This is a genomic window from Streptomyces canus, assembly GCF_001514145.1.
GTDB classification, from domain to species: domain Bacteria; phylum Actinomycetota; class Actinomycetes; order Streptomycetales; family Streptomycetaceae; genus Streptomyces; species Streptomyces canus.
The window spans coordinates 401,520-415,446 of record NZ_KQ948662.1 but is presented as its reverse complement, the minus strand read 5'-3'; the positions used below and the strand labels follow the sequence as shown (position 1 = coordinate 415,446).

Genomic DNA, 13,927 nt, shown 5'->3' with positions numbered 1-13,927 from the left:
TCATGCCGCAGGACCCCGTCGAGCGGCGTGTCGTCGTCACCGGCCCGCCCCGCCGCAGCCGCCCCGCCTCCGGCTACTACCGGCCGCGCACCGAGATCGACGAACAGACCACCCTCGGCCACACCTACGTCCGCTCCCTGATGCGCACCCAACTGCGTGCCGCCCTCGCGGTGTTCGCCTTCCTCGGACTGCTCATAGGGCCGCTGCCGCTGCTCTTCGCGGCCATGCCGGACGCCCACCGCCTCGAATGGGGCGTCCTCGGCTTCGGCCTCTACGTCCCGATGGTCCTGCTGGCCCGCTGGTACGTACGCCGCGCCGAACGCAACGAACGGGACTTCGTCCGGCTGGTCGAGGACCGATGAACTCCAGCTACTCGGTCCCCGCCGTCGCGCTCGTCGTGGTGGCCACCGTGCTCGTCGGCGCGTTCGGCCTGCGCATCTCCCGCACCACGTCCGACTTCTACGTCGCCTCCCGCACCGTGGGCCCCCGCCTGAACGCGGCCGCCATCAGCGGCGAGTACCTCTCCGCCGCGTCCTTCCTGGGCATCGCGGGCCTGGTCCTCGTCCAGGGTCCCGACATGCTCTGGTACCCCGTCGGCTACACGGCCGGCTATCTCGTCCTGCTCCTGTTCGTCGCCGCCCCCCTGCGCCGCTCCGGCGCCTACACCCTGCCCGACTTCGCCGAGGCACGGCTCGCCTCCCAGGCCGTGCGACGGCTCGCGGGTGCCTTCGTGGTCGGCGTCGGCTGGCTCTACCTGCTGCCCCAACTCCAGGGCGCCGGACTGACGCTGACCGTCCTGACCGGGGCGCCCCAGTGGCTCGGCGGGGTGATCGTGGCAGCCGTCGTGGTGGCCACCGTCGCCGCGGGCGGCATGCGCAGCATCACCTTCGTGCAGGCCTTCCAGTACTGGCTCAAGCTCACCGCCCTGCTCGTCCCGGCCCTCTTCCTCATCCTCGCCTGGCAGGGCGACGGCGCCCCCAGCCACGCCTTCGAGGAACCGGCGACCTTCCGCGAACAGCGCGTGGTCCGAGTCGACTCCACCCTCGATCTCAGGCTGGAGACCCCCCTGACCGTCACGGTCACCGGTACGGTCGACGGCCGCCGCCACGAGGACCAACAGCTCCGACTTCCCGCGGGTACCCACCACATCGACCGGGGCACCGAGCTGACCTTCGCCAAGGGCACCACCGTCCCCGCCGCCGACCGCGGCACCAGCGACGGCATGTCGACCTCCCTCGCCGCGGGCCGCGAGGAACGGCCCCTGTACGCCACGTACGGACTGATCCTCGCCACCTTCCTCGGCACCATGGGCCTGCCGCACGTCGTCGTCCGCTTCTACACCAGCCCGCACGGCGTCGCCGCCCGCCGCACCACCGTCGCCGTCCTCGGCCTGATCGGCTGCTTCTACCTGCTGCCCCCGGTCTACGGCGCCCTCGGCCGCCTGTACGCCCCCGAACTCACCCTCACCGGAGACGCCGACGCCGCCGTCCTGCTGCTCCCGGAGCGGATGATCGGCGGCCTCGGCGGCGACCTGCTGGGCGCGCTGGTGGCGGGCGGGGCCTTCGCCGCGTTCCTGTCGACGGCCTCCGGACTCACCATGGCCGTGGCGGGCGTGCTCACCCAGGACGTCCTGCCCTCGCGCGGCGTACGGCACTTCAGACTCGGCACCGCGCTCGCGATGTGCGTGCCGCTCGCCGCGAGCGTCCTGGTGGGCGGCCTGCCGGTCGCCGACGCCGTGGGCCTCGCCTTCGCGGTGTCCGCCTCCTCCTTCTGCCCGCTGCTCGTGCTCGGCATCTGGTGGCGGCGGCTGACCCCGCCGGGCGCCGCCGCGGGCATGCTGGTCGGCGGCGGCTCCGCGTTCCTCGCCGTGGCCGCGACCATGGCCGGCTTCCCGGCCCGCGGCCCGCTGCACGCCCTGCTCGCCTGGCCCGCGCTCTGGTCGGTGCCGCTCGGCTTCCTCACCATGGTGCTGGTGTCCCTGGCCACCGCGGGCCGGGTACCGGCGGGCACGGCGGCGATCCTGGCCCGCTTCCACCTGCCGGAGGAGTTGCGGGCGGAGGTGAAGGCATGAGCGGATTCCTGGCCGGACTGTGCGTGGCGATCCTCCCGCTGCTGGCAGCCGGGTTCTGGCTCGGACGGCGTACGGCCCGACCGCAGACCCTGGGCGGCCTCGGCACCCCCGTCGAACACGCCACCTTCGAGACCCTGCACACCGCCTCCCTGGCGGCGCCCCCGCTGCGGGCGGGCCTGACGGAGGAGACCGCCCGCAAGTCGGCCCGCAGACTGCGCTCACTGCTCGGCACGGACGCGCTGTGCCTCACCGACCAGAAACAGGTCCTGGTCTGGGACGGCGTGGGCAGCCACCACCGCACCGAGATCATGGAACGCCTCGCGGGCCCACTGGAGACCGGCCGCGGCGAGGCCTTCCCGCTCACCTGCGACGCCCCCGACTGCCCGGTCCGCTGGGCGGTCGTCGCCCCGCTCACCGTCGACGACCGCGTCCACGGCGCCCTGGTCGCCTGCGCGCCCCGCGAGTCTGCCGTCCTGGTCCGGGCGGCCGGGGAAGTCGCCCGCTGGGTGAGCGTCCAACTGGAGTTGGCGGACCTGGACCAGTCCCGGACCCGCCTGATCGAGGCCGAGATCAAGGCACTTCGGGCCCAGATCTCCCCGCACTTCATCTTCAACTCGCTCGCGGTGATCGCCAGCTTCGTCCGCACCGACCCCGAGCGCGCCCGCGAACTGCTCCTCGAATTCGCCGACTTCACCCGCTACTCGTTCCGCAGGCACGGCGACTTCACCACCCTCGCCGACGAACTCCACGCCATCGACCACTACTTGGCGCTGGTGCGGGCCCGCTTCGGCGACCGTCTCTCCGTCACCCTGCAGATCGCCCCGGAGGTGCTGCCGGTCGCCCTGCCGTTCCTGTGCCTGCAGCCGCTGGTCGAGAACGCCATCAAGCACGGCCTGGAGGGCAAGACCGAGAAGTGCCACCTGCAGATCACCGCCCAGGACACCGGCGCCGAGGCCCTGGTCGTCATCGAGGACGACGGCGCAGGGATGGACCCGGTCCTGCTCCGCCGTATCCTCGCGGGCGAGGTCAGCCCTTCGGGCGGCATCGGGCTGTCCAACGTCGACGACCGGCTCCGCCAGGTGTACGGCGACTCCTACGGCCTGGTCATCGAGACCGCCGTCGGCGCGGGCATGAAGATCACCGCCCGGCTGCCCAAGTACCAGCCGGGCGTGCACTCGGCGGGCCGTCTCACGGACGGCTGACGTCAGGTGCTGCGGGTGGCCACCATCCCCAGGGTGATCAGGCCCAGCACCACCCAGCCGAACCACAGCCAGCCGTTGCTGCCGAGCGCCACCGTGTAGGCGGTCACCGCGACGAGACCGCCGACGGTGAGCACCCCCATCGTTCGGGTCGAGCCATCCGTGGAACCGGTACCGGGCATCGCAACACCCTCCTCAGGATTCGTCCCCCTCCATGGTGCCCCCGTTCTGCCTGCGAACGGTGCACACGACGAAATGTGTGCCGTTCTTCCAGGGCCCCGCACTGGTCCAGGAGCCCGCGGTGTAGACGGACGGATCGAACCCGTAGTCGCCCGGCGGCACGTCACGCGCGCACGCCGTGTCCGACTCCGTGCGCGCCTCGGACAGCGTGACGTCGGGGTCCAGACGGGTGAATCCCAGCACCTGCTCGTCGTGGGAGCCCTCGCAGGAGACCAGCCGGGCGTCCCGGTTGGTGCGCACGTCCAGACAGTCCCGCCGCTGCATGGTCGCCGTGTCCGCGAACCCCGAGCCCAGCCGCCGATGGGTACCGATCGGCCCGTACACCGGCCCGTTCCCGCCCAGCACCAGACACGCGGTGCGTCGTCCCGCCGCCTCGAAGCCCCCGTCGGTCGGCACGACGGCCTGGCTGCGGACGTCCGCGAGCCGGTCCCGGACCTCCCGCGTCCGCTCCTCGCACCGCGCCACACCCGTCCGCCGCGCCTCTTCGGCCGAGGAGGTCGTCACGAACGCCATCACCTGGCCGTCCGGGACCGTCCCGCAGGTGGGGTCAAGGCGCAGCCGAGGTGTGGCCCGGAAACGCTCCGAGCCGGGCCAGTCGGCGACGACGCAGTCGCCGTCCCGCAGCGGTTTCGTGAGCCCGACCGTCTCGCCGTACGGCTGCCGGGAGCCCTGTTGTCCGCCCCCGCCGTCCGACGACCGGTCGGCCATGGCGTACCAGACGCCCCCGAGGGCCAGCAGCAGCCCGAGACCGCAGGCGAGGACGGCCCGCAGGGCGTGCGAGCGCTCCCGCCGTCGGCGGCCGCCCTGCGGCGGCGGGAGCCCTTCGGTGTGCGGCCGCTGTCCGTTCGGCGGCGGCCCGGGCGGCGGCGCCTGCACCGCGGCCCAGGGCGGCTGGGAACCGAGGTCGGTCTGCGTGCGGACGTACGGCTCGGGCTGCGGCGCCACGATCCGCGACAGCGCGGCCTCCGCCTCCGCCGCCGACCACCGCTGCCCGGGGTCCTTGGCGAGCAGCCTCTGCAGTACGGGGCCCAGCGCACCGGCGCGCACGGCGGGCCGCGGCGCCTCCATGACCACCGCGGTCACCTCGGCGAGATGCGACTCCCGCTCGAAGGCACCCACACCCTCCACGGCGTGGTAGAGCGTGCAGCCCAGCGAGAACAGGTCGGCGGCCGGGGTGGGCGCTCCGCCCGTGGCCCGCTCGGGCGCCAGATAGCCCGACGTGCCCACCAGCACCGACGCCAGCGTGTACCGGGTCTCCCCGGCGTCCGGCTGCACGGAGATGCCGTAGTCGGTGAGGAGGACCCGTCCGTACGGTGATCCCGAGCGGTCCGGCGCCAGCAGGATGTTCGCAGGCTTCACGTCCCGGTGCATCACGCCCCGCTGATGCCCGGCGGTCAGCGCGTCCAGCACGGCGAGGCCGATCCGGGCGCACTCCGCCGGGGCCAGCGGGCCGCGGGAGTCGACCAGGTCACGCAGATCCACCGCGTCCGCCACGTACTCCATGACGATCCACGGCAGCCCCTCGTGCTCCAGCACGTCGTGCACGGTCACCACGTGCGGATGGCCGCGCAGCCCCGCCGCGTGCCGGGCCTCCGCGCGGGCCCGCGCCACCCTGGCCTCCCGCTCGTGGTCCGCCTCCACCGCGTCACGGAACACGATCTCCTTGAGCGCGACCGCACAGTCGAGTCTCTGGTCGTGGGCGAGCCACACATGGCCCATGCCGCCGCTGCCGAGCGGGTTCAGCAACAGATAGCGGCCGGCGATGATCCGGCCCACTCCCGACGTCGGTGATCCTGAAGACATCCGGTGACTCTCCGGTTCTGCGGGTTCCTCGGGCTCTTCGGGGGTGTTACGCGGCGACCGTGCTGCTCGGCCCGTCGGCGGCGGGCTCACTGGTGGCGGGCTCGGTCGTCGCGGGCTCAGTGGTCGCGGGTTCGCTCGTGGCCGCTGGCGAGGTGGCCGGCCTGGAGGTCGGGGGAACGCTCGTCGTCGCCGGTGGCGGTGCCGGTGGCGCGCTGCTGGTGACCGGGGCGCTGCTCGGCGGTGAACCGGTCGAGGGCGGCGGGCTCGGCGGACTGCTCGACTTCTCGGGCGACGGCGCGCCGGGAGCCGTACTCGACGACGGCGGTGACGAGGACACCCCGGGCCTGCCGCTCGACGAGGACGGAGGCGGCGAGGAGGACTCGCCGGGCCGTCCGCCGGACGATCCCGAGGGCCCCGAGGATCCCGGCTTGGGCGGGCTGCTCGTGAGCGGTGTCTTCGCCCCGGGGGAGGGCGGCGGGGGAGTGGTCGTGGGCCCGCTCTTCCCGCCGGAGGTGCTCGTGCCACCCCCGGCCACGGTCAGCATCACGTACTGCCCGAACGGCAGCTCCGCCCCCGCGGGCGGGTCGGTCGCCGTGACCTTCGCGCCGTCGGACGGCACCCCCTGCCCGGCGTACCCGGCCGCCAGCCCGGCGTCGATCAGCTCCCGGACGGCCCGGGCGAAGGTCGTCCCGGCCAGGTCCGGCACCGTGCGCCGCTTCTTCGTGTTGAAGGTGGTGTCCTTGTCACCGGTGCTGCCGACCGGCCGGTTGATGCCGCGGGCGGGCTCCTGGACGTCGACGAGAGCGATCCGTGCCAGTTTCCGCGGAGCGGGCTTCACGGCCACCACCGACTCCCGCTCGTATCCCGCCCACTTCTTGTTGCCGTCCTCGAACTGGACGGAAATCCGGCCGGTGTCACCCTCGAAGGGCCGCAATGGATTTCCACACGAGCACTTCACAGCCGGAAGCCCTTGTTCATCGACGAGAATCGAGATTCCGGCCTGGAGCAAGGAGTTGTACGGGACGGCCTTTTCCTTCTTGTAGTCGTGGTTCTTGACGAGAGTGTCGTGACGCAGCAGAACCGGTGTGAGTCGATGCAGATATTCCGGTATCTCGTCCGTACCGATGTTCAGCACGCCGGCCCACGCCTGTGCCTTTTGGTGATTCCTGGGATCGGTGAGAAATCGTTCGAGTTTGGCGACGTCACAGATGGTCGGCTGCTTGCTGCCGCCGTACAGACCGGGCGTGTCCCCCTGCTGGAGACTTCCCTGGACGGGCTGCGACCGCACGGCGGTGGTGTCCCTGCCCAGGCCGCTGTTCTCCTCGAAGAACGGAGCGAGCGAGGGCACGCCGACGGCGACCGCCTTGACCACCGTCAGTGGATTTCCCTTCTCACAACCGCTCAGCAGCAGTGCGAAAATCGCCAGGACGGTGATCCTGTGCATAAATGCGCGAAGTGTCATGACCGCTCCCCCCGGCGGTTCCCCCAACGCGCTTCATGCTACTGAATGCTTCGGAAAGACGAAGCCGTTCAACGCCCCTGTGCGTTCAATGAAGCCAAATACGCGTTGTACGCCTCGAGATCCTTGTCGCCGTCACGGTCGGCGGCCCGGTCCGTGCGCTTGGCCTGCCGCTGCTCGGAGCCGTACCACTGGAACAGCAGTGCGATCAGCACCAGTACGGAGGGAATCTCGCTGAACGCCCAGGCGATACCGCCGGCGTAGTTCTGGTCGGAGAGGGCGTCGATGCCGAGCGAGGCGGGCGGGTTCTTGAACGTCTCCACCATGGGCTCGGACGCCATCATCAGCGCGATGCCGAAGAAGGCGTGGAACGGCATCCCGGCGAACAGCTCCAGCATCCGCATCAGATACCCGGGCCGCTGCGGTCCCGGGTCCACGCCGATGATCGGCCAGAAGAAGACGACACCAACGGCGAGGAAGTGCACCATCATCGCGATGTGACCGGTCTTCGACCCCATCAGGAAGTCGAAGATCGGCGTGAAGTACAGGGCGTACAGGCTCGCGATGAACAGCGGAATGGTGAACGCCGGGTGCGTGATGATCCGCATGTACCGGCTGTGCAGTAGTGCCAGCAGCAGCTCACGCGGTCCCTTGCGCCCCTTGCCCGCGACGGGCAGCGCCCGAAGGGCCAGGGTCACCGGGGCGCCGAGCAGGATGAGGATCGGCGACAGCATGCTGATCACCATGTGCTGCACCATGTGCACGCTGAACATGACCATTCCGTAGTCGTTCAGCCCGGTGCACATCATCAGTGCGATGGTGAGCACACCGACCACGTAGGAAACGGTCCGCCCCACGGGCCACGAGTCGCCCCGCCGCCGCAGCCGCACGACTCCCCACGCATACAGACCGAGCGCGAGGAGGCAGGCGACGAGGAAGAAGGGGTCGGCCGACCACTGAAGCCCTCGTCCCAGCGTGAACGGCGCCAGGTCGTGGGGCATGCCGTGCCCGCTGTGGTCCATCGCGGCGGCTCCTGATTCGTGGGGGTTGTGCGAGTCTGTCCGCCCCCCAGACTAAGACTGCCCCCGGTCACGTCCTGGACCGGGGGCACACAACCGCCGTACGACCTACAGCACGCACTCCGCCTCGGCGTACCGGTCCTCCGGCACCGTCTTCAGCGTCTCGACGGCCTCCGCGAGCGGCACCATCACGATGTCGGTTCCCCGCAGAGCCGTCATGTGACCGAACTCCTCACGGTGCACGGCCTCCACCGCATGCCATCCGAACCGGGTGGCGAGGACGCGGTCGTACGCGGTCGGCGTACCACCCCGCTGCACATGCCCCAGGATGACCGGCCGGGCTTCCTTCCCCAGCCGCTCCTCCAGCTCGATCGACAGCTGACGGGCGATCCCGGCGAAGCGCTCGTGCCCGTAGATGTCCTTGGCGCCCTCGTCGAAGGCCATGGAGCCGGGCGCCGGCTTGGCCCCCTCCGCGGCGACGACGATCGCGAACCGCTTCCCCGCCTCGAACCGCTCCCCGACCCGGCGAGCCAGCTCCTCGATGTCGAAGGGCCGCTCCGGCACGACGATGGCGTGCGCACCGGCCGCCATCCCGGAGTGCAGCGCTATCCACCCGGTGTGCCGCCCCATGACCTCGACGACGAGCACCCGCTGGTGGGACTCGGCGGTGGTCTTGAGCCGGTCCAGGGCCTCGGTCGCGACCCCTACCGCGGTGTCGAAGCCGAAGGTGACATCCGTGACCGCGATGTCGTTGTCGATGGTCTTGGGCACACCCACGATGGGCAGGCCGGCGTCCGACATCAGCCGGGCCGCCTTGAGGGTGCCCTCACCGCCGATGGGAATGATCGCGTCGAGCCCGAGCTCCTCGACATGCCCCCTGGCCCGCTCCACGCCGTCCCGCAGATGCGAGGGCTGGACCCGGGAGGAGCCGAGGATCGTGCCACCGCGGGCCAGGATGCCGCCCACCGCGTCGAGGTCGAGCTTGAGGTAGTCGCACTCCAGGAGGCCCTTCCAGCCGTCCCGGAAGCCGATGACCTCGTCGCCGTGGTCGGCGACGGCACGGTGCACCACGGACCGGATGACGGCGTTCAGGCCGGGGCAGTCGCCGCCGGACGTGAGGACACCAATGCGCATAGCCGGAAAAACCCTCTCACCGAATCAACGTGGGTCGGGTCCGGACCACGTCGTCCGGCTCGAACCCCGCCACCCTAGCGGCACAGGGGGGCGGGGCCGTAGAACGCGTCCGCCTGCTGGACGAGTCCGCTCACCTGTGCGGGCTCCGCGTCAGACGGGCCGGTGACGGACATCTGGAACCGAGGTGAACCTGCTGCTCAGGCGGGCTGCTGAGCGGCCGTGATGCGCTCGTTGCGCAGGGCCTCGTACCAGCGGTCGTCGGTGGGCGGCAGCGCGTTCACGTCGAGCGCGAGCTTCAGCAGCAGGTCGGCGATGAGCGGGTTGCGCGCGAGTACGGGTCCGTGCATGTACGTACCGAAGACCGTGTCGTTGTACGCCCCCTCCGTACCGTCCCCGGTGCCGTTGCCCTTGCCCAGCTTGACGTTGGCGAACGGGCGGGCGGTGGGGCCGAGGTGGGTGACGCCCTGGTGGTTCTCGAAGCCGGTCAGCGGGGGCAGGCCCAGGCGCGGGTCGATGTCGGCGAGCACGTCACCGACGCAGCGCTCGCCCTCACCGCGCACGGAGACCACGTCGAGCAGGCCGAGGCCGGGCTCGCGCTGGCCGAGGTCGTTGATGAACTCGTGGCCGAGGATCTGGTAGCCGGCGCACACGGAGAAGACGATCGCGCCGTTGCCGACGGCCCGGTGCAGACCGCCGTCCCGGCGCAGCCGCTCGGCCGCGAGCCGCTGCGGCCGGTCCTCGCCGCCGCCGATCAGGTAGATGTCGCCGGAGGTCGGGATCGGCTGGTCGCTGCGCACGTCCAGGCGGGCCACGTCGAGGCCCCGCTGGCGGGCCCGGCGTTCGATGACGAGGGCGTTGCCCTGGTCGCCGTAGGTGCTGAGCAGGTCGGGGTAGATCCAGACGATCCGCAGGCTGTTGTCGCTCACAAAAGTCCCCTGTGTCTCAGTTGCCGACGCGGCGGCGCAGGTCCTGGAAGGCGGTGTAGTTCGCGATGACCTCGATACGGCCGTGCGGGCTCATCTGCACGGCCTGGTCGAGGTTGTCGCAGACCTGGAAGTTCTGGTTCGCGACCTCGAGTCGCACCGCGAGGTCCAGCTTACGGTCGCCGATCACGCAGATCGGGTGGCCGGTGAGTCGGGTGTAGTCCACGTCCCACAGCCAGGAGGTGTCGGTGCCGTCGGCGCCGCGGGCGTTGACGGAGAGGATCACCGGGGTGGGCGGCGGGTCGATCAGGCTGAACGTTTCGAGCCAGCCGGCCGGGTTCTTCGCGAGCAGCAGGCGCAGGTCGCGCTGCTGGAACTGGACGACGTCGTAGCGCCCCGCCACGGCCTGCACCTGGTACATGCGTTCCAGGGCGACCTGCGGCGGCACGCCGAAGACGGCGGCCACGGCGGCGGAGGAAGCCGCGTTGGCCTTGTTGGCGCGGCCGGGCAGCTGGAGGTGGATGGGCCAGGCGGAGCCGTGCGGGTCGAGCACGTGGTCGCCGGACAGGGCCCAGCTCGGCGTGGGACGCCGGAACCCGCACTCGCCGCAGAACCAGTCGTCGCCCGGCCGCTGCATCACACCACCGCAGGACGGGCAGGACCAGGCGTCGTCCTTCCACATCTGTCCGGCGGCGACCCAGATGACGTTGGGGGAGGAGGAGGCGGCCCACACGACGAGCGGGTCGTCGGCGTTGGCGACGACGACGGCCTTCGAACCCGCGAGCCCCTCGCGCCAGTTCTCCGCGAGCATGCGGGTCTCGGCGGCGCGGTCGAGCTGGTCGCGGGAGAGGTTCAGCAGGGCGATGCACTTGGGGTCGGTGTCGCGGGCCACGCCGGCGAGGTACTTCTCGTCGACCTCGATGACGCCGTACCGGGCGTCCGAGCCGCCCGCGAGGGCGGAGGTGATACCGGCGGGCATGTTGGCGCCGAGGGCGTTGGAGACGACGGGCCCGGCGGCGCCCAGTGCCTCCGCGATCAGCCGGGTGGTGGTGGTCTTTCCGTTGGTCGCCGAGACGAGGACGACGTCCAGGTTCTGGGCGAGCCGGGCAAGAAGGTCGGGGTCGAGTTTGAGGGCCACCCGGCCGCCGATGACCGAACCGCTGCCGCGACCCGCGGCTCGGGATGCCGCCGCGACGGCCTTGCCCGCCGTCACGGCCAGCTTGGCCCGCGGCGAGAGCGGGTCCGAGTTGCCTGTCATCAGATCTCGATCCTCCTTGCGTACGCGCCGCGCACAGCCTCCGGCCACGTGGTGTGGACCTCAGCCTATCGAGATCCGTAAGCACTCCCGAATCGCCGTACCCTTGCGGCCATGCGAAACGGCTCCATTCCGGGCACGCGGGGGCGCGTCCGCGCGGTCACCCTGCTCGGCACCCCGGTGTTGCACACGCCCTGCGAGGACGTCACCGACTTCGGTCCCGAACTGGCGACCCTGGTGGAGGACTTGTTCGCGACGATGTACGCGGCCGAGGGCGTGGGCCTCGCCGCCAACCAGATCGGCGTGCCGCTCCGCGTCTTCGTCTACGACTGCCCGGACGACGAGGAGGTCCGTCACCTCGGACATGTGGTGAACCCACGCCTGGTGGAGACGGACGGTGTGGTGCTGAGGGGCCCCGAGGGCTGCCTGTCGTTGCCGGGCCTGGAGGCGGGAACGGAACGTCACGACCACGCGGTGGTGGAGGGTTTCACGATGACGGGTGAGCCCGTGACCCTCCACGGCACGGGCTTCTTCGCGAGATGCCTACAACACGAGATGGACCACTTGAAGGGCAAGGTCTACGCGGACCGCTTGGCGGGCCGGCGCAAGCGGAAGCTCATGCGACAAGTGGCCCGGACTTCTTGGCACAGGTCCAGCTGACCCACCAGGGGCGCGGGGAACTGCGCGACCAGCCCCCACGAACCAGCAGTCGACCGACAACCGTCAGAACCCAGGACCCCCCACCTTGTCCCCCACCGCAGCGAGCCGCCCCCACAACAGATCCGCCAGACTCCGCACCAACTCCGCCCGCGGGCAAGGCCGCTCCCCGAGCCACCAGTCACCCGCCGCATACATCATCCCGACGATCCCGTGCCCCCACACCCGCGCCAGCAACTGACTCCCGGGCCCGAGATCCAGCCGTTCCTCGATGACCTGCCCCAACTCTTCACCCATCCTGCGCAGCAAGGGCGCGGAATGTTTACCGACATCGAACCCCTGCTCCCCGACCTGCCCTCCCTCGGCCGGGTGCATCAGGAACCGGTACACCTGAGGCCGGGCCTCGATCGCGGCCAGGTACGTGTCCAACGTCGCCTCGACCCGCTCACGCCGCTCCGCAGGAGCGTCCAGCGCGGCCCGGAGCGAGTCCAGCAGCGCATCCGTGTGCCGCTTGGCGAGGGCGGCGTAGAGTCCCCCCTTGTCACCGAAGTGCCGATACAGGATCGGCTTGGTGATGCCGGCCTCTGCGGCGATCGCGTTCATAGAGGCCTGCGGCCCGTCGCGCAGCACCACTCTGTCCGCGGCCTCCAGCAGTTCACGCCGACGGCGGTCGGCGGACCGCTGCTGATCGGTCCGCTGTGTGGTGTCCATGAGCTCTCCCCACCCGTACTGAATCGGTAACGCCTGCGCAAACTAACACCCGGCAGGCGACAGGCATCGAACAGGCTGCTGACTGGTCATCGGGAGTTGACTTTTCCTACCCGTGGGTAACAGACTCGGGTTACCGCAAGTAACATGCACGTGCGTCGCCGCTGGAGGGGACATGGCCGAGTTCACCATGGAGCTCAACGACGAACAGAAGGAGGTCCGGGACTGGCTGCACGGCTTCGCCGCCGACGTCATCCGCCCCGCGGCCGCCGAATGGGACGAGCGTGAGGAGACTCCCTGGCCGGTCATCCAGGAGGCCGCGAAGGTAGGCATCTACTCCCTCGACTTCTACGCCCAGCAGTACTTCGATCCCACCGGGCTCGGTATCCCGATGGCGATGGAGGAGCTCTTCTGGGGCGACGCGGGCATCGCCCTGTCGATCGTAGGCACCGGTCTCGCCGCTGTGGGCGTTCTCGCCAACGGTACCGAGGAGCAGATCGGTACCTGGATCCCGCAGATGTACGGCGACGCCAACGATGTCAAGGTCGCCGCGTTCTGCTCGTCCGAGCCGGACGCCGGCTCCGACGTGGCCTCCATGCGTACACGTGCCGTGTACGACGAGGCCAAGGACGAGTGGGTGCTCAACGGCACCAAGACCTGGGCGACCAACGGTGGTATCGCCAACGTCCACGTGGTCGTCGCGGTCGTCGACGCCGAGCTCGGCTCCAAGGGCCACGCGTCGTTCATCGTGCCGCCGAACACGCCGGGGCTCTCCCAGGGCCAGAAGTTCAAGAAGCACGGCATCCGTGCCTCGCACACGGCCGAGGTCGTGCTGGAGAACGTCCGGGTGCCCGGTTCCTGCCTCCTCGGAGGCAAGGAGAAGCTGGACCAGCGCCTCGCGCGGGCCCGGGAGCGGGCGAAGACCGGCGGCGAGCGGGTGAAGAACGCGGCGATGGCCACGTTCGAGGCGTCGCGGCCCGCCGTGGGCGCCATGGCCGTGGGCACCGCCCGGGCCGCCTACGAAGTCGCCCTCGACTACGCCAAGACGCGTGAGCAGTTCGGGCGGCCGATCATCGACAACCAGGGCGTGGCCTTCCAGCTCGCGGACATGCGCACCTCCATCGACGCGGCCCGACTCCTCGTGTGGCGCGCTTCCTGGATGGCGATCAACGGAAAGCAGTTCACCGCCGCCGAGGGCTCGATGTCGAAGCTCTTCGCGAGTGAGACGGCAAAGAAGGTCACGGCACAGGCGGTCCAGATCCTGGGCGGCAACGGCTACACCCGGGAGTACCCGGTGGAGCGCATGCACCGGGACGCCGCGATCTACACGATCTTCGAGGGCACGAGCGAGATCCAGCGACTGGTCATCGCCCGGACCCTGTCCGGCATGTCCATCCGCTGACGAAGTCCGAACGGCACGTCTTCGCCGACTCGTCCGCCGGGTCGGCGAAGACGCACA

13 protein-coding genes are annotated in these 13,927 nt (G+C 70.6%); 5 read left to right on the top strand and 8 right to left on the bottom strand.

The features are described from left to right. Window positions 1-2: 2 nt before the first annotated feature. The 3 genes from AQJ46_RS24325 to AQJ46_RS24315 are packed head-to-tail and all read left to right on the top strand — an operon-like array spanning window position 3 to window position 3,273. The gene (locus AQJ46_RS24325; RefSeq protein WP_057610623.1) at window positions 3-362 is read left to right on the top strand and encodes a hypothetical protein; all 360 of its coding nucleotides are present in this window, start codon (window positions 3-5) and stop codon (window positions 360-362) included. Beyond that, on the top strand, window positions 359-2,071 hold the full coding sequence (locus AQJ46_RS24320; protein ID WP_059207601.1) for a sodium/solute symporter: 1,713 nt from the start codon (window positions 359-361) through the stop codon (window positions 2,069-2,071). The genes AQJ46_RS24325 and AQJ46_RS24320 overlap by 4 nt, the downstream gene beginning before the upstream one ends. Continuing rightward, window positions 2,068-3,273, top strand: coding sequence for a sensor histidine kinase (locus tag AQJ46_RS24315; protein ID WP_057610625.1), 1,206 nt, complete (start codon window positions 2,068-2,070; stop codon window positions 3,271-3,273). Before AQJ46_RS24320 ends, AQJ46_RS24315 begins: the two co-directional genes overlap by 4 nt. A gap of 2 nt (window positions 3,274-3,275) precedes the next feature. Here the strand turns inward: AQJ46_RS24315 and AQJ46_RS54340 are convergent, their stop codons facing one another. The 7 genes from AQJ46_RS54340 to AQJ46_RS24285 all read right to left on the bottom strand — a co-directional run bounded on the left by AQJ46_RS54340 (window position 3,276) and on the right by AQJ46_RS24285 (window position 11,106). Continuing rightward, a complete protein-coding gene (locus tag AQJ46_RS54340) occupies window positions 3,276-3,452 on the bottom strand; it encodes a hypothetical protein (protein ID WP_031053721.1) in 177 nt (58 codons plus the stop codon). Between the two features lie 13 nt (window positions 3,453-3,465). Beyond that, window positions 3,466-5,313, bottom strand: a complete 1,848-nt coding sequence (locus tag AQJ46_RS24310) for a serine/threonine-protein kinase (protein WP_059207600.1) — start codon at window positions 5,311-5,313, stop codon at window positions 3,466-3,468. A 46-nt stretch (window positions 5,314-5,359) separates the two neighbouring features. Then, window positions 5,360-6,775: a PASTA domain-containing protein gene (locus AQJ46_RS24305; RefSeq protein WP_059207599.1), complete on the bottom strand. Its 1,416-nt coding sequence runs from the start codon at window positions 6,773-6,775 to the stop codon at window positions 5,360-5,362. A gap of 68 nt (window positions 6,776-6,843) precedes the next feature. Next, window positions 6,844-7,794 carry a cytochrome c oxidase assembly protein gene (locus AQJ46_RS24300; protein WP_059207598.1) on the bottom strand — a complete coding sequence of 317 codons (951 nt, stop codon included), beginning with the start codon at window positions 7,792-7,794 and terminating at the stop codon, window positions 6,844-6,846. Window positions 7,795-7,899: 105 nt separating this feature from the next. Continuing rightward, a complete protein-coding gene (locus tag AQJ46_RS24295) occupies window positions 7,900-8,925 on the bottom strand; it encodes a 6-phosphofructokinase (RefSeq protein WP_057610629.1) in 1,026 nt (341 codons plus the stop codon). A gap of 197 nt (window positions 8,926-9,122) precedes the next feature. Continuing rightward, the gene (locus AQJ46_RS24290; protein ID WP_057610630.1) at window positions 9,123-9,851 is read right to left on the bottom strand and encodes a type 1 glutamine amidotransferase; all 729 of its coding nucleotides are present in this window, start codon (window positions 9,849-9,851) and stop codon (window positions 9,123-9,125) included. Between the two features lie 16 nt (window positions 9,852-9,867). Then, window positions 9,868-11,106, bottom strand: a complete 1,239-nt coding sequence (locus AQJ46_RS24285) for a MurT ligase domain-containing protein (RefSeq protein ID WP_057610631.1) — start codon at window positions 11,104-11,106, stop codon at window positions 9,868-9,870. A 111-nt stretch (window positions 11,107-11,217) separates the two neighbouring features. Here AQJ46_RS24285 and def point away from each other — a divergent pair, with 111 nt between their 5' ends. Further along, window positions 11,218-11,763 carry a peptide deformylase gene (gene def / locus AQJ46_RS24280; protein WP_059207597.1) on the top strand — a complete coding sequence of 182 codons (546 nt, stop codon included), beginning with the start codon at window positions 11,218-11,220 and terminating at the stop codon, window positions 11,761-11,763. 63 nt (window positions 11,764-11,826) lie between these two features. On the opposite strand, the gene AQJ46_RS24275 is transcribed toward def, so the two are convergent. Continuing rightward, window positions 11,827-12,471 (bottom strand): TetR family transcriptional regulator, encoded by a 645-nt coding sequence (locus AQJ46_RS24275; protein WP_057610633.1) that lies wholly within the window; start codon window positions 12,469-12,471, stop codon window positions 11,827-11,829. A gap of 172 nt (window positions 12,472-12,643) precedes the next feature. Between AQJ46_RS24275 and AQJ46_RS24270 the strand changes: the two genes are divergently transcribed. Further along, complete coding sequence (locus AQJ46_RS24270; protein ID WP_057610634.1) at window positions 12,644-13,870, top strand: acyl-CoA dehydrogenase family protein; 1,227 nt, start codon at window positions 12,644-12,646, stop codon at window positions 13,868-13,870. Window positions 13,871-13,927: the final 57 nt, after the last annotated feature.

Bases quoted from the DNA above. Each gene is read 5' to 3' on its own strand.
- AQJ46_RS24325 (WP_057610623.1), top strand. From the start codon at position 3: ATGCCGCAGGACCCCGTCGAGCGGCGTGTCGTCGTCACCGGCCCGCCC.
- AQJ46_RS24320 (WP_059207601.1), top strand. From the start codon at position 359: ATGAACTCCAGCTACTCGGTCCCCGCCGTCGCGCTCGTCGTGGTGGCC.
- AQJ46_RS24315 (WP_057610625.1), top strand. From the start codon at position 2,068: ATGAGCGGATTCCTGGCCGGACTGTGCGTGGCGATCCTCCCGCTGCTG.
- AQJ46_RS54340 (WP_031053721.1), bottom strand. From the start codon at position 3,452: ATGCCCGGTACCGGTTCCACGGATGGCTCGACCCGAACGATGGGGGTG.
- AQJ46_RS24310 (WP_059207600.1), bottom strand. From the start codon at position 5,313: ATGTCTTCAGGATCACCGACGTCGGGAGTGGGCCGGATCATCGCCGGC.
- AQJ46_RS24305 (WP_059207599.1), bottom strand. From the start codon at position 6,775: ATGACACTTCGCGCATTTATGCACAGGATCACCGTCCTGGCGATTTTC.
- AQJ46_RS24300 (WP_059207598.1), bottom strand. From the start codon at position 7,794: ATGGACCACAGCGGGCACGGCATGCCCCACGACCTGGCGCCGTTCACG.
- AQJ46_RS24295 (WP_057610629.1), bottom strand. From the start codon at position 8,925: ATGCGCATTGGTGTCCTCACGTCCGGCGGCGACTGCCCCGGCCTGAAC.
- AQJ46_RS24285 (WP_057610631.1), bottom strand. From the start codon at position 11,106: ATGACAGGCAACTCGGACCCGCTCTCGCCGCGGGCCAAGCTGGCCGTG.
- def (WP_059207597.1), top strand. From the start codon at position 11,218: ATGCGAAACGGCTCCATTCCGGGCACGCGGGGGCGCGTCCGCGCGGTC.
- AQJ46_RS24275 (WP_057610633.1), bottom strand. From the start codon at position 12,471: ATGGACACCACACAGCGGACCGATCAGCAGCGGTCCGCCGACCGCCGT.
- AQJ46_RS24270 (WP_057610634.1), top strand. From the start codon at position 12,644: ATGGCCGAGTTCACCATGGAGCTCAACGACGAACAGAAGGAGGTCCGG.